General features: G+C 35.2%; 16 protein-coding genes and 2 pseudogenes. 13 read left to right on the top strand and 5 right to left on the bottom strand.

All coding sequences use genetic code 11. The features are described 5' to 3' along the window. Window positions 1–183: 183 nt before the first annotated feature. A complete protein-coding gene (locus tag EA652_RS01115; protein ID WP_012673095.1) occupies window positions 184–2,109 on the bottom strand; it encodes a hypothetical protein in 1,926 nt (641 codons plus the stop codon). A 173-nt stretch (window positions 2,110–2,282) separates the two neighbouring features. After that, window positions 2,283–4,319 (bottom strand): cytochrome c-type biogenesis CcmF C-terminal domain-containing protein, encoded by a 2,037-nt coding sequence (locus tag EA652_RS01110; RefSeq protein ID WP_458694567.1) that lies wholly within the window; start codon window positions 4,317–4,319, stop codon window positions 2,283–2,285. Here EA652_RS01110 and EA652_RS07120 point away from each other — a divergent pair. The 12 genes and pseudogenes from EA652_RS07120 (at window position 4,276) to EA652_RS01055 (ending at window position 21,528) form a co-directional block, all read left to right on the top strand. Then, window positions 4,276–4,422: a hypothetical protein gene (locus EA652_RS07120; RefSeq protein WP_238514247.1), complete on the top strand. Its 147-nt coding sequence runs from the start codon at window positions 4,276–4,278 to the stop codon at window positions 4,420–4,422. The two genes, EA652_RS01110 and EA652_RS07120, sit on opposite strands and share 44 nt — an antisense overlap. A 265-nt stretch (window positions 4,423–4,687) precedes the next feature. Then, window positions 4,688–5,929, top strand: coding sequence for a hypothetical protein (locus tag EA652_RS01105; protein WP_012673094.1), 1,242 nt, complete (start codon window positions 4,688–4,690; stop codon window positions 5,927–5,929). Window positions 5,930–6,043: 114 nt separating this feature from the next. Continuing rightward, window positions 6,044–7,369, top strand: coding sequence for a dihydroorotase (locus EA652_RS01100; RefSeq protein ID WP_012673093.1), 1,326 nt, complete (start codon window positions 6,044–6,046; stop codon window positions 7,367–7,369). A 198-nt stretch (window positions 7,370–7,567) separates the two neighbouring features. After that, window positions 7,568–8,752 carry a dicarboxylate/amino acid:cation symporter gene (locus EA652_RS01095; protein WP_006280092.1) on the top strand — a complete coding sequence of 395 codons (1,185 nt, stop codon included), beginning with the start codon at window positions 7,568–7,570 and terminating at the stop codon, window positions 8,750–8,752. A gap of 3 nt (window positions 8,753–8,755) precedes the next feature. Beyond that, entirely contained in the window at window positions 8,756–9,352 is a 597-nt protein-coding gene (gene pyrE / locus EA652_RS01090; protein ID WP_006280091.1) for an orotate phosphoribosyltransferase, read from the top strand. 97 nt (window positions 9,353–9,449) lie between these two features. Then, on the top strand, window positions 9,450–11,279 hold the full coding sequence (gene typA / locus EA652_RS01085; protein ID WP_012673092.1) for a translational GTPase TypA: 1,830 nt from the start codon (window positions 9,450–9,452) through the stop codon (window positions 11,277–11,279). Between the two features lie 62 nt (window positions 11,280–11,341). After that, window positions 11,342–11,587 (top strand): annotated as a pseudogene (locus tag EA652_RS07370) (PD-(D/E)XK nuclease family transposase); the annotation flags it as partial. 437 nt (window positions 11,588–12,024) lie between these two features. Then, window positions 12,025–12,168, top strand: coding sequence for a hypothetical protein (locus EA652_RS07025; RefSeq protein ID WP_173862872.1), 144 nt, complete (start codon window positions 12,025–12,027; stop codon window positions 12,166–12,168). Window positions 12,169–12,556: 388 nt separating this feature from the next. Continuing rightward, window positions 12,557–15,118, top strand: a complete 2,562-nt coding sequence (gene clpB / locus EA652_RS01070; protein ID WP_039963776.1) for an ATP-dependent chaperone ClpB — start codon at window positions 12,557–12,559, stop codon at window positions 15,116–15,118. Window positions 15,119–15,145: 27 nt separating this feature from the next. After that, window positions 15,146–19,879 carry an NAD-glutamate dehydrogenase gene (locus tag EA652_RS01065; RefSeq protein ID WP_012673089.1) on the top strand — a complete coding sequence of 1,578 codons (4,734 nt, stop codon included), beginning with the start codon at window positions 15,146–15,148 and terminating at the stop codon, window positions 19,877–19,879. A gap of 4 nt (window positions 19,880–19,883) precedes the next feature. After that, window positions 19,884–20,180, top strand: a complete 297-nt coding sequence (gene tatB, locus EA652_RS01060; protein ID WP_012673088.1) for a Sec-independent protein translocase subunit TatB — start codon at window positions 19,884–19,886, stop codon at window positions 20,178–20,180. Continuing rightward, the gene (locus tag EA652_RS01055; protein ID WP_007548497.1) at window positions 20,152–21,528 is read left to right on the top strand and encodes a PleD family two-component system response regulator; all 1,377 of its coding nucleotides are present in this window, start codon (window positions 20,152–20,154) and stop codon (window positions 21,526–21,528) included. The genes tatB and EA652_RS01055 overlap by 29 nt, the downstream gene beginning before the upstream one ends. Window positions 21,529–21,881: 353 nt before the next feature. Here the strand turns inward: EA652_RS01055 and recO are convergent, their stop codons facing one another. From recO to EA652_RS07505, 3 genes and pseudogenes are all read right to left on the bottom strand, one after another. Further along, window positions 21,882–22,604 (bottom strand): DNA repair protein RecO, encoded by a 723-nt coding sequence (gene recO / locus EA652_RS01050; protein WP_006280421.1) that lies wholly within the window; start codon window positions 22,602–22,604, stop codon window positions 21,882–21,884. Between the two features lie 66 nt (window positions 22,605–22,670). Next, a complete protein-coding gene (locus EA652_RS06875) occupies window positions 22,671–22,811 on the bottom strand; it encodes a hypothetical protein (RefSeq protein ID WP_007548500.1) in 141 nt (46 codons plus the stop codon). Continuing rightward, a pseudogene (locus tag EA652_RS07505) lies at window positions 22,811–23,834 on the bottom strand (PDDEXK nuclease domain-containing protein). Before EA652_RS07505 ends, EA652_RS06875 begins: the two are co-directional and overlap by 1 nt. A gap of 172 nt (window positions 23,835–24,006) precedes the next feature. On the opposite strand from EA652_RS07505, the gene EA652_RS01040 reads away from it, so the two are divergent. Next, entirely contained in the window at window positions 24,007–24,627 is a 621-nt protein-coding gene (locus tag EA652_RS01040; protein ID WP_006280120.1) for a hypothetical protein, read from the top strand. Window positions 24,628–24,656 lie beyond the last annotated feature (29 nt).

Genomic DNA, 24,656 nt, shown 5'->3' with positions numbered 1-24,656 from the left:
GAATTTTATATACTTTTCAAAAAATTCACTAGTTTATTCTGTGATTGTTTGATTATGTCAATTTTTCCATCAGTTAATTCTTGTCTGTCAATTAAGTTCTATCTAGCTTGCATACTACCATTTTGAAGTACATTACAAAAGCGAAATACTGCCAATTTGGCCCATCATTTTATCTCTGCAAGCTTATCCCCCCCTTGTTATGTTAGCAACGCAATCTAAGCTAGGTTCCTTCATAGCAGTGTTAGGTACACTGCCATACCTTTCAAAACTTTCGTGCTCTATAGCTTCCTCAACACTTTTTCCTCCTAAAAGACAGTTTTCCCCTAAACTTTTTCCCTTATCTTTTAACTCATTAAGCCTTGCTCTGTTTTCCCCATCAATCTCCACTTTTATTTTATTGCTGCCTTTCTCACTAGGACTTAGATAAACACTTATCTTTCCTACCTCAGTAGTAAAAGACATTTCAATACCACCTTTTGAGACATCCATATAATTTCTTTTTTCCCCTATTTCTTCTACATTTTCAACTCTTACTATACTTTCTCCAATTTTGAGTATGCCAACTCTTAAATTTAAGTCTTTGGCTTTTTCATTGTTTAGGATTTCTGCAACTTCAACAATACTATCTTGCGAGTACTCTATACAAAAATATCTATTATCCTTGTCTACTCCTAATACATTTTGAGTCTGCTTGCTTTTGTTTACAATACTTTCATATGCTAAATTATTAAGTCCTAAAATATTTTTATTCCTTTGACTTAAAATCTCTTTTTCTCTGTAAATACAATTTACATAATCATCGTACCTTTCTTTAGTAAATTTATTTAAAGTTGCACCCTCCGATATTACTTGTAATATCTTTTTCTCCTCTAGAAGTCTAGAATTCTCAGTAGAATCGACCCAATATAGTTCTTGTGTTGTATTAATTATACAGTCTACAAAGGACTCGCCGTCTCTATATGGAAAAGTGAACATAATTCTTTGTTCCAGTGCTTGGCTTATAACTTCATCAAGTCTCCCTTTCAACTCCTCAATATCATCTTCACATAGACCAACTTCATGTGAACTACTAAGGATTTTGTCCATTTCTTGCCAAATATTTTCATACTTCTCCCTTTCTGCTTTATTCAGTTCTATTTGGGCTAAAAAAAAAGAATCTTTTTTTCTTATTATGTTTGTGTTTTCATCATGAAAACTTAGATGACTGTAGCGTTCACCACAATCTGTATCATAATGACCAACATTATCATCACCACAGTCCGAACTGTCTTCTGAGTTCCCATCACTATCTGACCAATTGTTAACTTTCGGAAATTCTGAGCTTTTCTGTTCACCTTCAAAAGTCTGATTACTACCACCAGCGCCCTTTGTCAAATTTTCTTTACTTTCACAAGAACCATCTGAACCATAGCCCTCATTCCCTTTTGGATCTGAATCATCTGGATTACAATCAGAAGTTATTTCTGTATCTTCAGAAATCTGTTGATTATCACTTTCACCTAACAAACCACCATTTGTTGGATTACATACATTTTCTGTATATTTTTGATTATTTTGTGCTTCTATTTTCCTCTTCTTGTACAACGGTTCAAACTGATCAATTTCAATCGATCGTACTCGTTTCCTTGAAGGAAAGTCCTCTGGAATCTGATCCTCATCGTCAGAATTGTGACCTGAATCACAAATTACATGATCATTGCAGGTAGAATTATGCTCTACTGAATCAGTACTTTCAAAAATTTGTGGATTATTACTCACGTCTGGCAAATCACCTGATAAACCAGTCTGATGATTATTTTCACCTGCCCAACCATCAGTTGGTGTTGGAATGCATATTCCTGTATATCTTTGGCTATCAAGAGAATCATTAGTTAATTGTACTTCTGTATCAGTTGTCCGGTTATCCTCATCATCGGAACTAATACCTGAATCATGGCCATCACCTTCTTCTGAATCTGAATCACCTGACCTATGATTATTACTGTTATCACTTGTACAAGAATCATCGGAGTGCTGTAGAGGAGTTTGTGCATTACTTTCAAGATTTTGACACAAATCGCTGTAAGGAGTGTGCATAACTTCTTCCTTGCCTGATACCTCACCATTCATATTGTATAACCATCACTCACTAATCCCTTAGTGAATATCGTAATATATAGGTCTGTCAATAAAAAAATATAACTTTCTTTGGTTCTAACCTTTGCAAATCAGTATCTATAGCCCGGTAATTTCTCATATATTGCACTCTGGACCTAGGAGCGTTGTTAATAAATCCACGACAGCTAGACAACCTTCGCCCGTTTACTAAAAGGAAAAGCAGCAAGGAGCGAACCAAAAGCGATAAGAAAGGATCCAAGCCAGATTATAGACATTCCAGGTTTATAGTGCACTTTGGCTGCGATTTTGCTCTTACTCTTATCAATCTCTCCAATTACAACATAAATATCAGAAAGCAAATTGTGGTAGATACTGCTTTCAACATTTTTCTGACCTTCCACAAGGTAAAATCTATATTCAGGGGTTATCTCACCTAATATCTTATTATTCAGCAAATTCCTGATATCCATTGTACCCCTCACTGCATGGAAATTTTTTTCTTTTATTAGCTCAATATTTCGTAAAGTAACTTTAAATTTATTGACTGTTATGCTATCCCCTATTTTTAAGTAATTTTCTTTTTTCTCCTGCCAACCAACCGAATATGCTATACCAAGCACTAGAATTGCCACTCCAGCATGAGCTGCCATCATTGCATAGTAGGATTTAGAAACTTTTTTTGCTAATAAAATTGATTCGCTCTTAAATAAACGAATTCTTTTACTGTATGCTTCTAAAACAAAGATTAATAATGCTATGGAGATAGTAATTGATAGCACAATTATTAGCTCCATGTGAAAGATAAACGGCAAAATAGCTGCAGCACTGCAGAATGAAAATCTATATTCGCGGAATATTGGCAATAGACTATTTCCCTGCCAACTGCAGTATTGCCCGATCATGGTGAGCACTAGAATAGCCAGTGCAATAGGATTAAACAAAGAATTGTAATATGGTGCTCCAACTGAAATTAATTCACCGGTTAAATATTCGAGCACTGTAGGGTATAAAGTGCCAACGAACACAATGAAAAAGGCAGTGATAAATAATAGATTGTTCATTAACATCATTGTAAAGCGGGAGAAAACAGAGAAGTTTTGCTTTGGTGTGTAATTAGGTCCCTCTATATTTTTTTCCTGGATCCCAGTGCCAAGCACTGGGATGACAGGTGGTGGTGTAAGAGATCTATTCTTTTTTGCAAATGCGATAAATACTACAAGGCTACTGACTGTAATTACACCAAGTAGAGCTAATATATATAGTCCATATCTTGGGTCATCTGCAAACGTGTGCACTGAGGTGAGTATTCCTGAGCGGACTAGAAATGTTCCAGTCACACTCAATATAAAAGTTGTAAGCGTAAGTAAAATAGCAAAGTTCCTTAAAACATTGAAATTTCGCACCACGAGCAACAAATGTGTCAGCGCTACTGCAATTAGCCACGGCATCAAAGAAACGTTTTCCACTGGATCCCAAAACCAAAATCCACCCCACCCAAGTTCGCGATATGCCCACCAGCTACCTAAGCTGATGCCCAAAGTGAGCAGCGACCAAGAAATAAGTACCCAAGGCCTGACAATTTTAGCCCAAACATTTCCTTCAACTTTTGCAATTAATCCAGCTATAGAGAGCGAAAAAGGAACGCTAAATCCAAGGTACCCCAAATATAATATCGGTGGATGAATAGCAAGGCCTATATCTTGCAATATCGGATTAAAACCCAATCCATCTTTTTCAACGCTTGGCATTTTAGTGAAGGGGCTGGATTCAAGTAAAGTGAACAGTAAAAAACAAAAGCAAATCAAGCCTTGGGTGATAAGAGATATTTTTTTTAATTTACTACCATTAGTTCGTTCTGGTGTCATTCCAGTGCTTGACACTGGAATCCAGTTTTTATTATACTGCCATTTGATGTACTCATTTGCAATTAAATTGTCTGGATCCAAGTAGTCAAGCACTGGGATGACAGAAGGTATATAAATATCCATTAGTAATAAATACATGGTGAGCACTAAGGTCCAAAGCAACATGGACCCTTCTTTATTTCCCCAAACACCACAAATCTTGTAGATTAAAGGTTTTGTTGTGTGTGAGTGGTAGTATACGTTTTCAAGTGAAAAATCATTTGTAATGTGGCAGTAGATCAAAATAGCCATTGATGTTGATACACAAAAAAATATGGCAGTGGTAATAAACCGACAAGAACTAAGCGGTAAAAACAAATATGTCAAAGACAATAAGCAGGCTAGCAATAGCAATATATTCCCAAGTTCAGGCATAAAAAATTATAGTTTTTATATAAACAATATTACTGATGACAAGTAAGAAGTTAAAGTGTTAATTGACACTTGCTATTGATGCTATAGCTAAAGTGGCTTAGGTTTACCTACAATTTGAAAAACAACAAATTCGTCATTCCGCTACTCGTTAGCGGAATCTATACCGCGAATGAATCGCGGTATGACGTAGGGAAATCTTTCTTGGGTCAGCTATAGCATAATGCTCCCATAGTTAGCTGTCTGGCATTAATTAAAAATTAAATATTAAATCTTTATACTTTTATAGATAGCGTTAATATTGAGGTAACATTGTGGGTACAACTAAGATTAGTAAATTTCCATTTAATATAAAAGGTAAAGTGGCAAAACAACATGCCGAACCAATAATCGAAAAAAATCTCTATACTATTTTGGGATTCAAAGATATAGAAGATTTTGAAAATAAGACAAGTAAGCTTGTTAATAAAAAAGTTTGGCAATCATTTGTTGACTGTTTTGCAAAGGAAATAGATTATGCAGCAACCGAAAAAGTTGTAAAAAGCATCGTTTGTAACATTGCAAAGAGTGATCGCGGTGATGCTTTTACCAAAGCTGAACGTCTAATATTAAATGAAAAACAAGGTGATAAAAAGAGAGAAAAAGCGATTAGAGAAGCTATTAGTATTTTGAGAAAAATCAATCCAGAAAAAGCCTTTAATGAACTTTCAGTAATAAAAAAACAAGCTGAAGATTTTTTACAAACCGATTTTTATAAAGCTCAGAGTAAACCACTTCAAGGATTTGCTCCATCTGGTGGACAGCTCTTTGCAGAAGTTCTAAAATATATAGAAACACTAGAAAAATTAGCTGAAGTTAAAAAGGAAGAGCTAGTTAAAGATTTCTTGTTAAATCATGTTAGTTCATTGAATAAAAAGTATCCTAAATCACAGAGTAAAAGGGAAGATGCTATAACAATACTATCAAATGATGAGTTGAAGAATTTTTACAATAAAGGTGTAAAAGAAGGAATATTACAACCAATGGCATCTTACAAAGAATGCAGAAACCTGTATGACAAAATGAACCAGATAAAAAATGAATCCAAAAGTATAATTAAAAGAGAAGAACGGGAAGAAAATTTGAAGAAAATAGATAAGTCGATAATCAGCGCAATTAATGACATAAAAAAACATAGAGAAGCAATCCTTAACTGTAAAGACTTTCAAAGTTCTTACATAAAAGAGAAAAAAGAACATCCATTTAGAGGCAACGCATGTCAAAAAATGATTGATATATATCAAGAGAGAATTGTTGGATATCAGGAGAAAATTCGTCAAAACTTAAACCAAATAAAAGCGATATTAAAAAGTGCGCCGCAAGAAATGGATGATGTGGAAGAATTAGAGGAAATAATCGATGGTATACATGAAGCAAAACAGTTCGATGAAGATTTTGATTCAGCTTTAATTTGTTTATCGAACATGCAGAATGAGCTAGATATTCAACTGGAAAATCCTCCAACAGAGCTAAGAGTTTCACACATTAACGTTAAAACTGAGCTAACTAGGTTATAAGGGCGGGGTTTTTGGGATAATTTTAATTCAAGACAGCTCTTAGTCTGTGTTTTAATTTGGTTGTGTTTTATTAAAAAAACTTTAGATTTATTGCATAATCGATACTCAAATATAATGACACAGACTTGGAATTTGTTACAAACAGGGCAAAAGGAAGGCTATAAAATTGCGTATACTAATGCTCGTATTATCGACCCAGAAACTAAACTTGATATAAAAGGTTCGCTATTGACTGAAGGGGATAAAATTGTTGATTTTGGCGAATCATTATTTTCAACAAGTGGAGTTGATGAAACAATAGACTGTAAAGGGCTTGTTCTAATGCCAGGCCTTATTGACATTCACGTACATTTTCGTGAACCAGGGCAGGAACATAAAGAAACTATATATACAGGTAGCAAATCTGCAGCTGCAGGAGGCGTTACAACTGTAGTTTGTCAGCCAAACACTATTCCAGCAATTGATAGCGTTGTTTTGGCTAAATATTTGAAATATAGAGCACTTGAAACTTCACATGTAAACGTTGAATTTTACGCTAAAATCACCACTTTGGAAGAAAAGTTGACTGAAATGGCACTTTTAAAGGAAGCAGGTGCGGTTGGGTTCACTGATGATGGCATGCCAGTTATGAACCCAATGATTATGAGACAGGCGCTGCTTTATTCAAGCATGCTGGGTGTTCCTATTGCTCAACATGCAGAAGATTTAAATTTATCAGCAGGTGGTGCAATCAACGAAGGTAAAATTTCTGAAGAATTGGGAGTAAAGGGGATCTTGAGTGCGTCAGAATCGGTTATGGTAAATCGTGATATACTGCTAATGAAGGATATGGAAAATGTGCACTACCATATTCTACATGTCTCTTCAAAAGATTCACTTGATGCTATTAAACGTGCAAAAGATTTGGGATTAAATGTTACGTGCGAAGTAACCCCTCATCACTTCACTTTGACTGAAGATATAGTAAAACAACATGGAGCAATTGCAAAAATGAATCCGCCGCTTCGCACTGAAGAAGATCGTTTAGCTATGGTTGAAGGTTTAAAGACAGGTGTGATTGATTGCATTGCAACTGATCACGCTCCGCATGATCGTAGTTCTAAAGATCTACCACTTGAAAATGCTGCATTTGGTATTGTTGGTCTTGAAACAATGCTGCCCCTTTCACTTGAACTCTATCACAGTGGGCAAATGGGTCTACTTGATGTGCTTGCAAAATTGACATATAAGCCTGCAGATATAATACACATACCACGTGGTCGTATACAAAAAAACCTTGCTGCAGACTTAATTTTAGTTGACCTCAATCATGAATGGGAAATTAAAACTGACAACTTTGCTAGTAAATCAAAGAATTCTCCTTTCGATGGTCGCAAAGTAAAAGGACACGTAGTACGTACTGTTGTGTCCGGCAAAACTATATACTCGCAGAAGAGTTAGTTATCATATCTTATCTATTCCAATTTGTTATCACCAGAATGGGCTAAGTGCACCTAAATTTAAATTAAGAAATCTTACACTGTCTCCGAATAAACACATCCTCTTATCTTTCCCTAATCTGTAAAGTTATTTTGTCTATCAATCTGATTCCAAAACAGCAAAATTATTGTATAATGTTACTTTGAAGTTTTATTTTCAATGCACAAGTTTGCAATACTTTTTTCTATACTGCTTGCAATAGTTGCTTACTACCTAAACAATGAAATCATATTTGAAATAGCAAAGCTATTTAGTGATATCTTTATCAGCTTGCTCAAATTAATAAGCTTACCTCTGGTTTTTTTATCCATAGTTTCCACAATTTCAGGGCTCAAGGACTCAATTGAAATCAAAGTCTTAGTTAAGAAAACACTATTTTATACTCTGCTTACAACTATTATAGCTGCGTTTGTTGCATTATCGTTTTATTTGTTAATAGATCCAGCAAGAAAAAATTTCATAAGTAATACAATAGGGAGTATTAACAGCAATAACCACAGTTATTTTTCATATTTAAAATCACTCATTCCTTCTAATTTTGTGCAAGTTTTTCTTGAAAATAATATGATTGGTAGCATATTGATCGCTTTTTTGATGGGTGGAGCTATTGTTTCACTTTCAAAAGAAAAGCAGGATATATTATATCAAGTATTCTCTGCACTTTTTGATACGCTACTTAAAATTGCTCAAGGGTTATTAAAATTTATTCCGCTTGCTGTGTGGTCCTTTATCACATGTTTTTTGCACGAATTAAAAGGCGGTAGCGAGTTCTACAGTCTTTTTTGGTATTTTGTTTGCATAATGTCTGCAAATTTTGTACAGGCATTTCTGATTTTACCGCTACTTATGTGGTATAAAGGCATATCACCAATTCAAACGCTAAGGGGAGTTATGCCGGCACTCACACTTGCGTTTTTTTCTAAATCATCCAGTGCAACGCTGCCCACAACCATAGACTGTGTGCAGAACAAGCTAAAGGTGCCAAAGAAATTGTCGTCTTTTATTTTACCAATATGCACAACAATTAATATGAATGCATGTGCTGCATTTATACTAATCACTGTAATGTTTGTTGCAGAAATGAACGGATACGCATTTTCCTTGAGCGAAATGTTGATATGGATTTTTTTAGCTACAGGGGCTGCAATTGGTAACGCTGGAGTGCCGATGGGGTGCTATTTTATGGCAACCAGTTATCTCGTATCGATGAATGTTCCTTTGCATATTATGGGACTGATTTTGCCTATTTATACAATCATCGATATGTTTGAAACTGCAATAAATGTGTGGTCTGATATTTGCATAACTCAGATAATTAATAAAGAATGTAATAGTGAAACTTAAAAAATGATATTAGACGAAAATAACCTAATAATAAAAGAATTTAAAGAAGCAGAAGCAATTTTGCATGGGCATTTTATTTTATCTTCTGGATTGCATAGCAATACATATATACAATGCGCTAAAATTTTTGAAAATCCAAGCAGAGCCATGAAAGTTTGCGCATTATTAGCAGATAAAATAAAAAAAGAATTAAATAGCTCCATAGATTTAATATTATCTCCTGCAATTGGTGGAATAATTGTGGGTTATGAGATTGGCAGGCAGCTTGGAATAAGGACAATGTTTTGCGAGCGCGTTAATGGCAAGTTTGAATTACGCCGTGGATTTGAAATTAAAAAAGGTGAAAAAATATTACTTATCGAGGATGTGATAACCACAGGCAAATCTTCACTTGAAGCAGTGGAATGTGCAGAAGGGGAAGGAGGTAAAGTTGTTGCTGAAGCTTCTTTGATAAAGAGAAATAGTGAAACGAAACTGCCTTTTCCTGTCATATCTTTGATTGAACTGAACATCAAAAACTACAGCGAGGAAGAACTTCCAAGTGAATTAAAACAACTACCCATAACAAAACCTGGGAGTAGAGAATATTTAACAAAGTAATCCTATAATATCTTGGAAGCACAGCACAGCTTTAGTTATTTACTCTAAGTGTATTTTATGTATACTTATTACTAAATTAATTTTGAAATGATAGAAAATGAACGAATTTAAATCGATCCGTAATATAGCAATAATCGCACACGTTGACCACGGTAAAACTACTTTGCTTGATAACATGTTAAAACAAAGTGGCACGTTCCGCGAGAATCAAGAAGTTCAAGAGCGAGTGATGGATAGTGGTGATCAAGAGCGTGAACGAGGAATTACAATACTTGCAAAATGCACATCAATAATGTGGGGTGATGAAAAAATCAATATTATTGATACGCCAGGGCACGCAGACTTTGGTGGAGAAGTAGAAAGGGTATTGTGCATGGCAGATGGTGTGTTGCTGCTGGTTGATGCTGCAGAAGGTCCAATGCCACAAACAAAATTTGTGCTCTCAAAAGCACTAAAAGCAAATTTGAAGCCAATTGTGATAATCAATAAGGTCGACCGACCAGACAGCAGAATTGATGAAGTATTAAATGAAATATATGAGTTATTTTTTAACCTTGATGCAACCAACGAGCAGCTAGATTTTCCAGTGTTGTATGCTTCAGGTAGAAATGGTTGGTGTGCTAAGGAGCTTTCCGATGAAAGAAAAGATTTAAGCCCATTATTTTCAACGGTTATAGATTATATAAAACCTTCTGTTTATGATCAAAATGCACCTTTTGCTATGTTGGTCACTCTACTTGAGTCTGATAAGTTTCTTGGCAGAATATTGACAGGAAAGGTTTATCAGGGCGTTGCAAAAGTCAATTCAGATCTTAAGGTGCTTGACCTCGATGGTAAAGTAATTGAACGAGGGAGATTAACTAAATTGCTCTCATTTTCTGGCTTGAAACGCATTCCAGTAGAACAAGCTGTAGCGGGAGACATAATTGCAATTGCAGGACTTGAGGAAGCTTCAGTTTCAGACACTATAGCAGCACCAGAGGTTACAACTGCAGTAAGCTCAACTCCAGTTGATCCGCCGACAATGGCGATTACTCTAAGCGTTAATGATTCGCCTTTTGCTGGACAAGAAGGTACAAAGCTTACCTCAACTGCTATAAAGGATCGCTTATACGCGGAGGCAGAAACAAATGTTGCAATTACTGTGACTTTGGCACCAAGCGGTGAAGCGTTTGAAGTAGGTGGACGTGGTGAGCTACAGCTTGGGGTGTTAATTGAAAATATGAGAAGAGAAGGTTTTGAGCTTTCGGTATCACGCCCTCGAGTGCTATTTAAGGAAGAAGATGGCAAAAAACTTGAACCTATAGAGGAAGTAGTAATTGATGTGGATGATGAATATAGTGGAATCATCATGGAAAAACTCAGCTTCCGAAAAGGTGAAGTGACTGACATGAGACCTTCTGGCAATGGCAGGACAAGATTAACGTTTTTAGTGCCATCAAGAGGATTAATTGGTTATCAAGGAGAGTTTTTAACTGATTCTCGGGGTACGGGCATAATTAACCGTTTATTTCATAGTTATGCTCCACATAAAGGTCCAATTTCTGGAAGGCGCAATGGAGTTTTAATTTCTACAGATAAGGGTGAGGCTGTGGCATATGCAATTTTCAATTTGCAAGATAGGGGAATTATGTTTATCAAACCACAGGATAAGGTATATTGTGGCATGGTTGTCGGCCAGCATAGCCGTGACAATGATTTGGAGATAAATGTGCTAAAAGGTAAACAATTAACCAATGTAAGAGCTTCAGGTAGTGATGAAGCCATAAAACTCACTCCTCCAAAGATAATGACCCTGGAGGATATGATAGCGTATATAGACGATGATGAATTGGTAGAAGTAACCCCAAAATCTATACGTTTACGCAAGAAATTCCTCGATCCAAATGAACGCAAACGTGCAGGAAGGGCAAAAAATAAGGAGTAATCAGAGGTTGAACATTTGCGAAAAATAGTGTATAATTATTCGTCTCCTAATTGTATTTAATTATGGCCTTTTCGAAATTTCTCGATCCAAAAAACAATTTCGCGTTCAAGAGAATATTTGGCACTGAGAAAAATAAAGATATTCTCATTCACTTTCTCAATGATATATTGGGCTTCGCTGGCAAAGATGAAATAGAAGAAATAGAATTTCTCAGCACTATCATGGATGCTGAGATTGCCTCTAAAAAACAAAGTATTATTGATGTTTTCTGTACTGATTCTGCTGGAACCCAGCTAATTATTGAAATGGTGCGACCTGAAAGTCTTCGGTCATATTGTTTAAAAGGAGAGGAATTCCTTCAGAAAGAAACTAAAAGAGTTCTAAAACTTATTAAACCAGATGTTTTGCCATCTGAGTCTACGCATCAGTGCGAATCGGGTAACCGGTTGGTGCCAAGCGATGCGGACAATGAACCTCCTCTTGAAAAAGAAGATGCTCAATCGTGAAAGGAGCATAAACTACAAGCATCATGTGGTTGGAGAGCTAGGCTTAGTGGTATGGTGAACGTAAGTGAAGCTTCATAAGTATCGTAACGATTAAAGAGCTAAAGATGCTGATAAGCTCCGACCAAAAGGTAATGTGACATTTTTCATTTCTGGATGTACGCAAATCACCGGTATAGAGAAGTCACCTAACCCACTGTTGTATGACAGAAAGAACAGGGTAAGCCTGTATTTCCGCCTATATGGCAAGCAAACCGCAAGGAACGCTGATGAAAATGCAGGTAAAGGATAATGGAGAAAGCGAATGCCATTTTGTAACGAAATGTATAGAATTTGTAACATTAATTCGCGTGAAAACGAGCAGATTTCCATTTGGTCCCTCGTGACAAGAAACTTTGTTAACCACTTGAGATAGAGAAGCAGATGACCTTACCCACAGAAATGATGAAGAAATTAGGAATATTTTTTACAAAAAGGACAATACTAACAAAAGAACTTTATTCTATTTAGAATATAAAGTTACAATAAATTTTCCTGTCATCTCCAAATAAATTACATTAACTTAGTATTGTATATTGTTAATAACTTAAATAATACAACCATTTTCAGCAACAAAAACCAAAGGTCTTGAGATACAAGATATTTGTATGGTTACTATGATAGTTCCTTTTTTAAGAAAGTTTTAAATTTCATACCTAACAATAAACAACTTTAGGTTTAAATTTATGAAATCAGTTGTTATATACATCAGCAAATACGAATTTAACTGGTGTTATGGACTTAAATAAATTTACCGAAAAAGCAAAAAGTCTAATTCAAAGTGCTCAAATGAAAGCGTTGGGAGCTGGGCATCAGATTTTTATGCCTGAGCATTTACTAAAAGTGATGCTTGAAGATGAATCAGGTTTAGTTCAGGATTTGATAAACGCTTGTGGTGGAAGTGTGCAAAGTATTTCTGATGCTGTGGATAGCGCAATAAAAAAGTTGCCAGTAATTGAAGGTCCAGGAAGTGGTGGCCTTCAACTTTCAAGAGAAATAGCAAAAGTTTTTGAAGATTCAATTGGTATTGCAAGAAGAAATAAAGATTCATTTGTTGCTGTTGAGCGTTTACTACAGGGCCTCACTGCACAAAAAGATGATACTGTAGGCAAAATTCTGGCAGAGAATGGTGTGACTCTACAAAAACTGAACTCAGTTATTGCAGAAATGAGACAAGGCAGCAGTGCGGACTCGCCAAACAGTGAGGAAAAATTAAACGCGGCAAAGAAATATACAAAAGATGTTACAGAGCTTGCTATGCAAGGAAAGCTTGATCCTGTAATTGGTCGTGATGAAGAGATCAGAAGAACTATGCAGGTATCACTGAGGCGGACAAAAAATAATCCAGTGCTGATCGGTGAACCTGGTGTTGGAAAAACTGCAATAGTTGAGGGGCTTGCAAATAGAATTGTTGCAAACGATGTGCCACTTGGTTTGCATGATGCAAAGGTCTTAGCTTTGGATCTTGGAGCACTAATTGCTGGCACTAAGTTTAGAGGAGAGTTTGAGGAAAGGTTAAAAGCAGTGATTAATGAGATTTCGAGAGCGGAGGGAAAAATTATATTATTCATCGATGAATTGCACACTTTAGTTGGAGCAGGAGCAACAAGTGGTGCAATGGATGCCTCGAATCTGCTGAAGCCTGCTCTTGCACGTGGAGAAATTCGCTGTATAGGAGCCACAACTTTAGATGAATATCGTCAGCATATAGAAAAAGATCCTGCACTTGCAAGGCGTTTTCAGCCTGTGTTTATTTCTCAACCAACTGAAACTGATACCATTTCAATACTCAGGGGTTTGAAGGAAAGATATGAGGTGCATCATGGTATAAGAATTACAGACGGTGCAATAATTGCTGCTGCAACGTTGTCCAATAGATATATAACAGATAGGTTTTCACCTGATAAAGCAATTGATTTGATTGATGAAGCAGCAAGTAGGGTGAGAATTGAAATGGATAGCAAGCCTGAAGTTATTGATGAACTTGAGAGAAAGGTTATACAGCTAAAGATTGAAGCAGAGGCTTTAAAAAAAGAAAGTGATGAAAATTCTAAACAGCGTTTAAAAAAGATAAATGAAGAGATCGAAAATCTAAACAGTAAATTTGCTGACTTGAACAGCAAATGGCAGATGGAAAAGAATAAAATAGCTAGAATACAAGAAACAGCCGAAAAATTAGATAACGCTAGAAAAGAGCTGGAATTGGCTCAGCGGAGTGGAAATTTAGGAAAAGCAGGAGAGCTGATGTATGGTGTGATCCCTCAGCTTGAGAATGAATTAAAAAATCAGGAAAAGGTTACTGATAGTTTCTTAAAGAAAGAAGTGACTGGAGATGATATTGCAAACATTGTTTCAAAGTGGACGGGAATTCCAGTTGATAATATGATGCATAGTGAAAAGGAAAAACTCCTTAACATGGAGAATGAAATAGGAAGAAGAGTAATAGGGCAGAAAGATGCAATAGAAGCGATAAGTAATGCAGTTAGGCGCTCCCGCTCTGGGGTGCAAGATACCAACAGGCCTTTTGGTTCATTTTTATTTTTAGGTCCAACTGGAGTTGGTAAAACTGAACTTGCGAAAGCCTTAGCTGAATTTCTGTTTGACGATCAATCAGCGCTTCTGCGTTTTGATATGTCAGAATATATGGAAAAACATTCTGTTTCAAAGTTAATTGGCGCGCCTCCAGGGTATGTTGGCTATGAACAAGGTGGCAGATTAACTGAAGCAGCGAGGAGAAGACCATATCAGGTAATCTTATTTGATGAGATAGAAAAGGCAAATCCAGATATATTTAATCTATTGCTGCAAATCTTGGATGAGGGGAGACTCACTGATAGTCATGGCAAATTGATTGATTTTCGCAATACCATACTGATTTTAACTTCTAACCTTGGCGCTGAGATAATGCTAAAAGGGAATGTTGATTCTGTAAGAAATGAAGTGATGCAAATAGTTAAATCAACATTTCGTCCAGAATTTTTAAACAGGCTGGATGAAATTATTATATTTCACAGTTTAACCAGAGATGACATCTATAAAATTATAGATGTTCAATTTTCTTATTTACAAAAAACACTTGCTAAGCGTAAACTGAGTATAAGTTTGTCGCAGGAAGCTAAAGAACTAATAGCACAAACTGGCTATGACCCTGAATATGGAGCAAGGCCCTTAAAAAGGGTTATACAAGAGTGTATTCAAAATAATTTAGCTAAATTAGTTTTATCAGGGGAAGTAGTAGAAAATGATGAGCTAATAGTGTACGCTCTTGATAATGAAATCTTAGTTAAAAAGGTTTAAGTTCACTGTGTATTTTTGTTAAAAAAAATGTGTATAGATCATAATGTTGACACTGAGTCTTTATTTAAGTTAGCTGATCAAGAAAATCAGCAAGATAAAGAAAAAATTAAAAAATTTATTAAGTATTTTTATAGTTTTGTTTATAAAAGCGACCTAAAAGCCAATGATAAGTTTTTGCTATATATTGTAAACGATGCTTACAATTTTGTTTCTCAAAAAGAGAAAGATGAAAGTAAGTTAGTAGTAAGTAATATAGATGATATACCAGGAATAGAAGGCGATTTTACCACGATTAAGATAACAAACGATGATATGCCATTTTTGGTTGACTCCGTTATTGCAACTATTAAGTCGCACGATTTAACCATATGCTATTACAGCAACAGCATAATTAACATTAAAAGAAAAGATGGCCTAATAGATGAGATTTACCCTTTGGAAGAAAGTAATGGAATAAAAGAGTCAGTTATATATGTAATTATCAAAGGTATAAGTGACAGTTTTGTTGATACATTAAAAGAATCTCTACAAAAAACGCTGAAAGCAGTTAATTGTGTTGTGAAAGATTGGCACTTAATGCTCAAGAAACTTGATGAGGCAAGTCTTTCTGTCATCCCAGTACTTGATACTGGGATCCAGGAAAAGGACACGTGGATTCCAGTGTCACGCACTGGAATGACACCAGACCGAAATCAAGAGCAAAAAGATTTTCTAGTTTGGTTAAAGAATAATAACTTCGTATTTCTAGGTTATCAAGAATATATTGCTGGTAAAGATGAAAAACTCGTCTGTGACAGCAAAAAGGACCTTGGCCTGATGAGAGTAGGTCAAAGTACGTTGATTCCTTCTGCAAACCTTGATTCCCTATACATATTGAGATCAGATCTAATCTCAATAGTCCATCGGCGTACATACATGAATTGTATAGGAGTAAAAGAATTTGATGACCAGGGTAATGTGGTAAAGGAACGGCGTTTTTTCGGGCTATTTACTTCTGTAGCGGAGGTCCAAGATATTAGAACTATTCCAATAATAAGAGATAAAGTTAAAGTTATAGAAAAAAATGCAGGGTTTGTAACCGGGGGCCACAATAACAAAGCTCTAATTTATATTTTACAAGTATTCTCATGTGATGAATTGTTCCAGTCTAATGAGGAAGAATTATTTCAAATTTGTACTTCTATTATGTCCCTTGCAATAAGACCAAGAGTCAAGTTATGCTTAAGAAGTAAGGGAGCGTTTACTAGTTGTATAGTGCTGATACCGATGCGTTATGCTAGCTCCAGGCTAATGCTCAAGATAAGCAATATATTGAAGGATGAGATAAATGCAGAAAATTCAGATATTTATAACCACCACATTATAAACGAATATGACTTAATGAAATTGCACGTGGTGCTAAAGGCTAAAAACGCTAGTGTTCCTGATGATGAAGTTTTGCGTATCGAAAACAAATTAAGAAACATTACAGAAAAGTGGGAAGATCGTTTTATAGACAATTTATACAATACTTTTAGCACTGTTGAGGATATATTCATCCGTTATTGCAAGGCATTTCCAATAAGCTATCAAGAGAGTTTCGAACCTCATGACGCATATTACGATATGAAAAAATTGGAGATAGTGAGGAAGAAAGGAGTTAGCGAGGTCGATTTAAGACTTACTCGTGATAATCTTAATTATCAATTAAAGGTTTATACTCCAAACAATGGAGGCCTTGAATTATCGAAGATATTAAGGATCACTAAGAATTTGGGAGCTAAAATTCTATCTCATAATGGCTATTACATAGAAATTAACGGTGGAATATGGATACACCATTTTGTGTTGTCAAGAGTCGATGAATTAATAGACAACATTACTCTAAAAGAGCAATTTGAAATAACACTTGCGAAAGTGTTTAGCAAGGAAATTAAAAATGACTATTTCAATAGTTTGATCATTATTGCTGGGCTCAAGTGGAAGGAAGTGCTTCTGATTAGAGCGCTAAGTGCCTATCTAAAGCAGACGTCATTTAACTACAACCCAGAATATATCCAAAAGGTAGTCTCAGAGTATCCAAAAGTAGTAAAGTATTTGATACAACTATTTCATGCAAGATTTGATCCTAACATAGACATTGATAGAGCAGAAACTACAGACATTGTCAGAGAAAAAATTGAGGAACTTCTAAAAGAGATCAGCAATGTTTCACATGATTACGTTTTGCGCTCGATATTTAACTTGATAATGGCTATTTTAAGGACCAGTTATTATCAAGATAATAAACCCTACTTATCCATAAAATTTGACTCAAGTAAAGTGAATGGTTTGCCTGATCCTCGTCCGTATCGTGAATTGTATATTTATTCAAACCTTTTTGAGGGAATACATCTAAGAGGAGGGAAATTAGCCCGTGGTGGCTTAAGGTGGTCGGATAGGACGGAAGATTTTCGCACTGAAGTTTTGGGGCTCATGAAAGCTCAGATGACAAAAAATGCGGTTATTGTCCCTGTTGGTGCAAAGGGTGGATTTGTAATAAAGCAAGCTTATAAAGATAAGAATATTTTAAGAGAGAAAAGTGTTGAGTGCTATAAGAGTTTTATTAGAGGAATGCTTGATATTACTGATAACGTGGTTGATGGTGAAATAATTCCACCAGAGAATGTGATTAGGTATGATGAAGACGATCCATACTTGGTAGTTGCAGCAGATAAAGGCACTGCTTCATTTTCTGATTATGCCAACCAGATAGCCTCTGAATACAATTTTTGGCTTGGAGATGCATTTGCATCTGGTGGATCAGCAGGTTATGATCACAAAAAAATGGGTATTACAGCCAGAGGTGCATGGATTGCAGCACAGAGGCATTTTTGGAAAATGAATAAGGATATTTACCAGGATGCAACTGTTATTGGAATTGGGGATATGGCTGGCGACTTATTTGGAAATGGTATGCTGCTTTCAAAAAATATACATTTAATCGGCGCATTTAACCATATGCATATTTTTGTTGACCCAAATCCTGATGCAGAAAAGAGTTTCACAGAACGTAAACGTCTCTTTAAGTTACCATTTTCAACCTGGATGGATTATAACAAAGATTTGATTTCTAAGGGTGGAGGAGTATTTGAGCGTAGCAGCAAGCAAGTAAACATTTCTCAAGAAATAAAAAAGTGCTTTGATATAACAGAAGATATGCTACCTCCAAGTGATTTGATTAGATATCTGTTGAAAGCAAAAGTGGACTTCATATGGAATGGAGGAATCGGCACGTTTGTTAAGGCAAAGAGTGAAAATCATAGCATGGTCGGTGACAAAGCAAACGATGAGTTAAGAGTGAATGGTAAAGATATTAGAGCTTCTATGTTTATAGAAGGCGGAAATTTGGGATGCACACAGCTTGGAAGAATAGAATATGCTGAAAGAGGTGGATATATCAATGCAGATTTTGTTGATAATTCAGCCGGAGTGATATGTTCGGACCTTGAAGTTAACATTAAGATTGCATTTGTTTCAGCTATGAAAGCAGGGGGTATTTCTTTAGAAAAAAGGAATGAAATACTGGCAAGTATGGTGGATGAAGTTGCATCCAAGGTGCTTGAGAACCACAACAGAATTGAAACAAAAGCATTACTTCTTGAGTGTTTGCAAGCTAAAGAGAGATTGGAGCAGGACCACAGGTTACTGCTCAGTTTAGAAAAATCTGGGCTGTTAAACCGAAGCGTAGAATTTCTTCCAGCTGACGAAGAGGTAGCAAGGATGTTAACCGGTGCAGAAGGTTTCAGTTCTCCTCAGCTTTCTATTCTAATATCTTATGCTAGAACAGCAATAAAAAATAAAATTATACATTCCGATCTGCCTGAAAAAGATCTTATATCTAATGACTACTTGCTAGGTTATTTTCCTAAAAAGATGTTAACAGAGTTTAAGGATTTCATATTAAAACACCAACTTCGTAGAGAAATTATCTCCACTTGCATTGCAAATGATGTTGTAAATAGGATGGGCTGTATATTTATTAATAATTTAGTTGAGAATACTGGAATTAAGGTACACGAAGCAGTTAACATATATATCGTTGTTAACCACCTATATGATTTAAATAACCTGTGGCAGAAAATTGATGAATTGGATGGAAAAATTGATATTAACTCATACTTGCAAATAGTGAGAAATGTGCAGAAATTTATTGGCAGAGTATCGTTTTGGTTAGTAAAAAATCTTAGCTTTGTAGAATTGGATGATGTTACAAAATTTAAAGATGCAATTGAAACTTTAGGCCATGATGTTTTAGATGAACACCTGTTAAAGGTCTATAATCATGGATACACTTCTTTAGTGGAACTTAATATAGATAAAGATCTAGCAAAAAAAATTGCTGACCTGTGCGTTCTTACTTATGCACTGGATATTATATCTGTTGCTGAACAGACATCTTTGTCCATTCTTGATGCTGGTAAAATATACTTTGAGTTAAAGTCGCTGTTAAGATTCGATCTGATTAGAACAATTGCCATCAAGATGAAAAGCCGCTCTTCTTATTGGGATCGCAGCTTAGTTAATGATTTATTGGACGATTTAAGCAATTACCATCACAAGCTAGCTGTTAAAGTCATAAAAGCTACTGATAACCCCGAAGATAAGGTTCAAACCTGGGCTTGTAATGATAAGGACTACATAGAACGTTATAATAGTTTTTTAGATGAGATGGTTGCTTCTAAACTTGATTTAAGCAAATTAATATTTATAATCAGAAGGATTAAAGTACTTGCTTCATAGGAAAATGTTCAATATAGGTCTTTCAGAAATTTTAGTTGTAGCTTTAGTGAGCATAATTGTTCTTGATAAAAATAAGGTACCTGTATTTATTGATTTTATTAAGACTATATATAGGTATTTTACAATTGTAAAGTCAAAAGCCAAAAGGTTATTGAAGGATGCCGGAATTGAAGACTTATATAAAGAGTGTAATACTGAGAAAGTAAATTACATAGTTGGTAAAAATGGTAAGCTTTATCCTACTTATGATATAGATAATACATCTAAAGATAATGACAGCGAAGATTCTGGTAGTAGATGATGTACTATCTAATGTCAAGCTTTTAGAAGCTCGACTAAAAGCAGAGTACTATACGGTTATCGTAGCTCATGATGGTGAAGAAGCTATAGATTTAGTAGCAAAGCAACAGCCTGATATTATATTACTTGATATCATGATGCCAAAGATGAATGGCTTTCAAGTTTGTAAGGAGCTAAAGAGTGATCCCTTGACAACCCATATTCCAATAATTATGGTAACTGCACTGCATGACACTCATGATAGAGTGCAAGGTATTAATGCTGGCGCGGATGATTTTCTGACTAAACCAATAAACGAAACTGCTTTATCTGCACGAATTAAGTCTCTCACGCGCTTAAAAATGATTATAGATGAATTGCGTTTAAGAGGAGAAACCAACGCTGAGATTGGCGGAGTAGCAGGAAACAGTATTATGGATTATTCCAATCAGATTTTTGATGCTAACATACTTGTTGTAGATGAGGACGTCTTTCAGGCAGAGCAAATATATAATGTACTAAAGCAACGCTTTAGGTCAATTAAAATACTGAGTGATCCAATAGAGGCATTAAAGGTTGGTATTAAGGATAATTACGACTTGATCATTTCTGATATGCAGTTTTCCAAAACTGACGGCTTGCGTTTGTGTTCTGGGTTTCGTAGTAAGGTGGAAACACGTTATACACCAATTCTAATTCTTTCTGAGGATTATGATAAAAACAATTTAGTAAAAGCACTTGATGTAGGTGCTAATGATTATTTAACAGTACCTTTGGATGAGGGTGAGTTAATAGCAAGGGTTAATTCGCAAGTAAAACGCAAAAGATATCAAGATGCCTTGAGAATGAATTTATTCAATAATGCGGAAATGTCTATAAAGGACCCATTAACTAACTGTTATAATAGAAGATATTTTGATGCACACTTAAGAAACATTGTTAAGGACTCTGTAGAAAAAGATAGAAGGTTGTCTCTTATGATACTTGATATAGACTATTTTAAGATGGTGAATGACAATTTTGGACATAGTGCTGGAGATGAACTTTTAAAGCAAATACAGAGAAGAATTTCTGAAAATATTAGAGTGACAGATTTGTTAGCTAGATTTGGTGGTGAGGAATTTGTTGTTGTAATGCCAGATACCGATACATCAGATGCGTATACTATTGCGGAAAGAATACGCAAAATTATTGCTAAAAAACCTTTTATACTTGCGGATAAAAATACAACCCATAATGTAACTGTGAGCATTGGAATTGCAGAAATGCAAGGATCTGACCTTGACAATATTAAAGAATTTATAGTACGTGCCGACAAATATTTATATAAAGCAAAAAACAGTGGTAGAAATAGAGTGGTTACTGGCTAGATCTCTGAAATTAGACATATAGCTAAAGCAATGTATGTTTACAGATAGTGCAATTGTACTAATGTTGTGATTTGAGGGCAGTCTCCACCAGGAGGGTGTCATTCCAGTGCTTGACACTGGAATCCAGTTTTCCATATAATCTCATCAAAAATGTTTATTTTCTAGCTACTTTTATACTTATCAACTCAGTATGCTTACTTACAATTAAAATTCCTGGATCCCAGTGTCAAGCACTGGGATCTGATGGGCCAAAATCACAATGTTCGTACAGTTATGGAATGAATCGCGGTATGACGTGTTGCTTGGGTTAGCTATAGATTTCTAAAATGATTTCAAAAAAATGATAACTAAGATTAAAGCGACAACATGAGGTTTCTCAGCTCTGGAAATTTCACGTTTAACTGCAAAAATAGATACTTATTTAAAAAATATCCTGTAACTTTCAGTCCTAACTGAAATTCTTGGAATGAGTAGCTGTTTTGTAGGTTATTATTGTATACATCATGTAACATTTGTGGAAAAGGTAGGAGTTTATCTGCATAATAATCTCCTGCTTTTTTTGACACTGCTCTACCAGTTTTTGGAGAAATAAATTGTAAATTTTCCTTAACACCTGTTACAGCGCATTTGGATAAGTCTAACTTGAATCCCAATTGCGTAAGAAGCAGAAGCTCTAAGTTAAGATAATGGCTTTGCCAAGACTGATTGTTGTGTTTAATTACATCGATGAAATATCGAAAATTGTCATACAGCACGGCACAGGGTTCACTTTCTGGAAGCACTTTTTCTAAAATAGAGGAGAAAGAAACAATAGTAATGCTTTTTAACCTATCTTGAAAGAAATGATGGAATGAAGATTCGATTAATTCGCACTTAAAAAAACCTAGATTTTCAGGTAACTTAGCACTCCATTCTGCATGTAATAGATTACTTATCTGAAACTTATAATTGCTATTGTTTGTTAGCTTAGTTAATCCCCTGCGCTTTCCATGATTTTTTGTAAACAGAGAAAGAATTAAGTTTTTATCGCCGTATTTTTTAGCAGCTATAATGATGCCTTCATCTTTCCATCTCATTTAGAGTGTATTGACCGTATGATATATAGGATAGTGCACCTAGAGCGTGTAATCCATAAAAATCACTTACTCCGTTACTGTTTGCTTCCAAAGTTTCAAGGCTATGAGAGAGTAAGTTATTGGCTGCCACTCTTCTTCCTGAGCCTGATGCATTTCATACTGAGCTTTTGGTTTGCTAAATAATTGTTTGAATGATTTTAGTAACATTACTTTTCCTCGTCTGAAATTTTGGATAATTCAGCTTCTAATTCTTCTATCGTCGGTAAAGCTGTTTTTATGTTCTCTGGTAGATTTTCAGTTATTCGATATTCTGCTAGCCCTATTGGCTTGTTCATGTCTCGGAGTGTATATTTAGCAAGTACATCGTCTTTAGATTTACATAAGATTAACCCTATAGAAGGTTGATCTGTCGAGTGCTTCAGTAAATCATCAACTGCAGAAAGATAAAAATTCATTTTACCAGCATATTCCGGCTTAAAATCCTTATCTTTTAGTTCAATCACTACGAAGCAACGTAACTTTAAATGATAGAATAATAAATCAATATAAAAGTCTTTATTACCAACATCTAAATGAAATTGTCTACCAACAAATGCAAATCCTTCACCGAGTTCTAACAGAAATTTTTCCATATGCCCTACGAGTCCTTTTTCTACTTCTCTTTCATGAGCATCCTTACCTATACTTAAAAAATCAAAAATATACGGATCCTTAAGAGTTTGATTTGCTAGATCTGATGTTGGATAAGGCAGTTTTTCTTTAAAATTTGTAATTGCTTTACCTTGCCGTTTATGAAGGCCAAGTTCTATCTGCATCACCATAATGTTACGTATGTTCAATAGCTTTTTTTACATAAAATAATCTTATTTCATGACTTTCTATTTTTTCCAAAAGAGTGATATTGTGATACCAAGTTAATTGTGCAAGAGGCTCCTGCACAAATTCAACATCAGGATATTCTTCGGCAAACTTACGCATATACTTCAGATTTCTCATGCTAAAGCCTTTCATTTCTGGAAATGTACTTCTCAAATCCTTACTTAATTGATCAATTACCTTAGCTCCCCAGGTATGTTCTTTTTGGCGTTTTAGGATCTCTGTACCAATATGGTGGTAAAGCAAAATAAGCTTACTATTTACTGCAAGTGCTGCTTTATAACGGTTTGTTGCAATATGATCCTTCAATTGCTCTAAAAATTCTGTATATTCTTTTGCTATAATTTTTGTCATACGGTTCCTTTTAATCCATTATACAATTCCTTTGTCTGTCGAGAAGACAATCTTTCGCTTGCCTTCAGCTTTGAAGGGATTCCTTATTGACTTCAAACTCGTCCATCAACTAAAATATATTGACTTTACGTGCAATATTAGCTTTAAACCAGTAAAACAAGCTGCTTAACATATGCGTTTTTTCTATTCGAATTATATTCTTTTTTTGTCTTTATGTTGTTTTTTGCTTTTTTCGTTATCTTCAACAAAAGCCCAAACGAATGATACGTTAGCTGTTCCTATACCACAAAGGAAAAAAGAAATAGTTGAGCACACTGTTGTAGCACAACCGAGGCAAATTATCGAAATGCAAGAAGAAGTCATTATTAACGAGGGTAAAGAATTCATTCCAATTCCAAAAAGAAAAAAAAGTGTAGAGAAAAAACTAAGAAGGGATGTTAGAGGGGCAAAAAATGAAATAGGAAACGAAAAAAGCGTTGAGAGCAAAAAGGATGAATTAGTTGTAACAGAAATTATTAACTCTATAAGAGAAAAGCTCACAAAATGCTGGAGCATTCCTGAAAGCATAGCTTACAAAGAAAATTTTAATATAAAAATTAACTTATTGTTATCCAGTCAAGGCGAGATAATTATGGCGGATGTAGCAGACAGTGATTCCTATCGAAATAATCCACTTTTCAGGTCGATAGCAGATAATGCAATGCGTGCAGTATATAAATGTAGCCCATTGACCGGCTTGCCTACTCAGCACCACCACATTTGGCGTGAAGTAACACTAGATTTTATTCTATAGCTAAAGTAATTCTATAATTTAATAAGCCC

The organism is Wolbachia endosymbiont of Drosophila ananassae, assembly GCF_008033215.1.
GTDB classification, from domain to species: domain Bacteria; phylum Pseudomonadota; class Alphaproteobacteria; order Rickettsiales; family Anaplasmataceae; genus Wolbachia; species Wolbachia pipientis.
The sequence above is the reverse complement of the archived record's forward strand: the minus strand, read 5'-3'. Positions and strand labels throughout refer to the sequence as shown.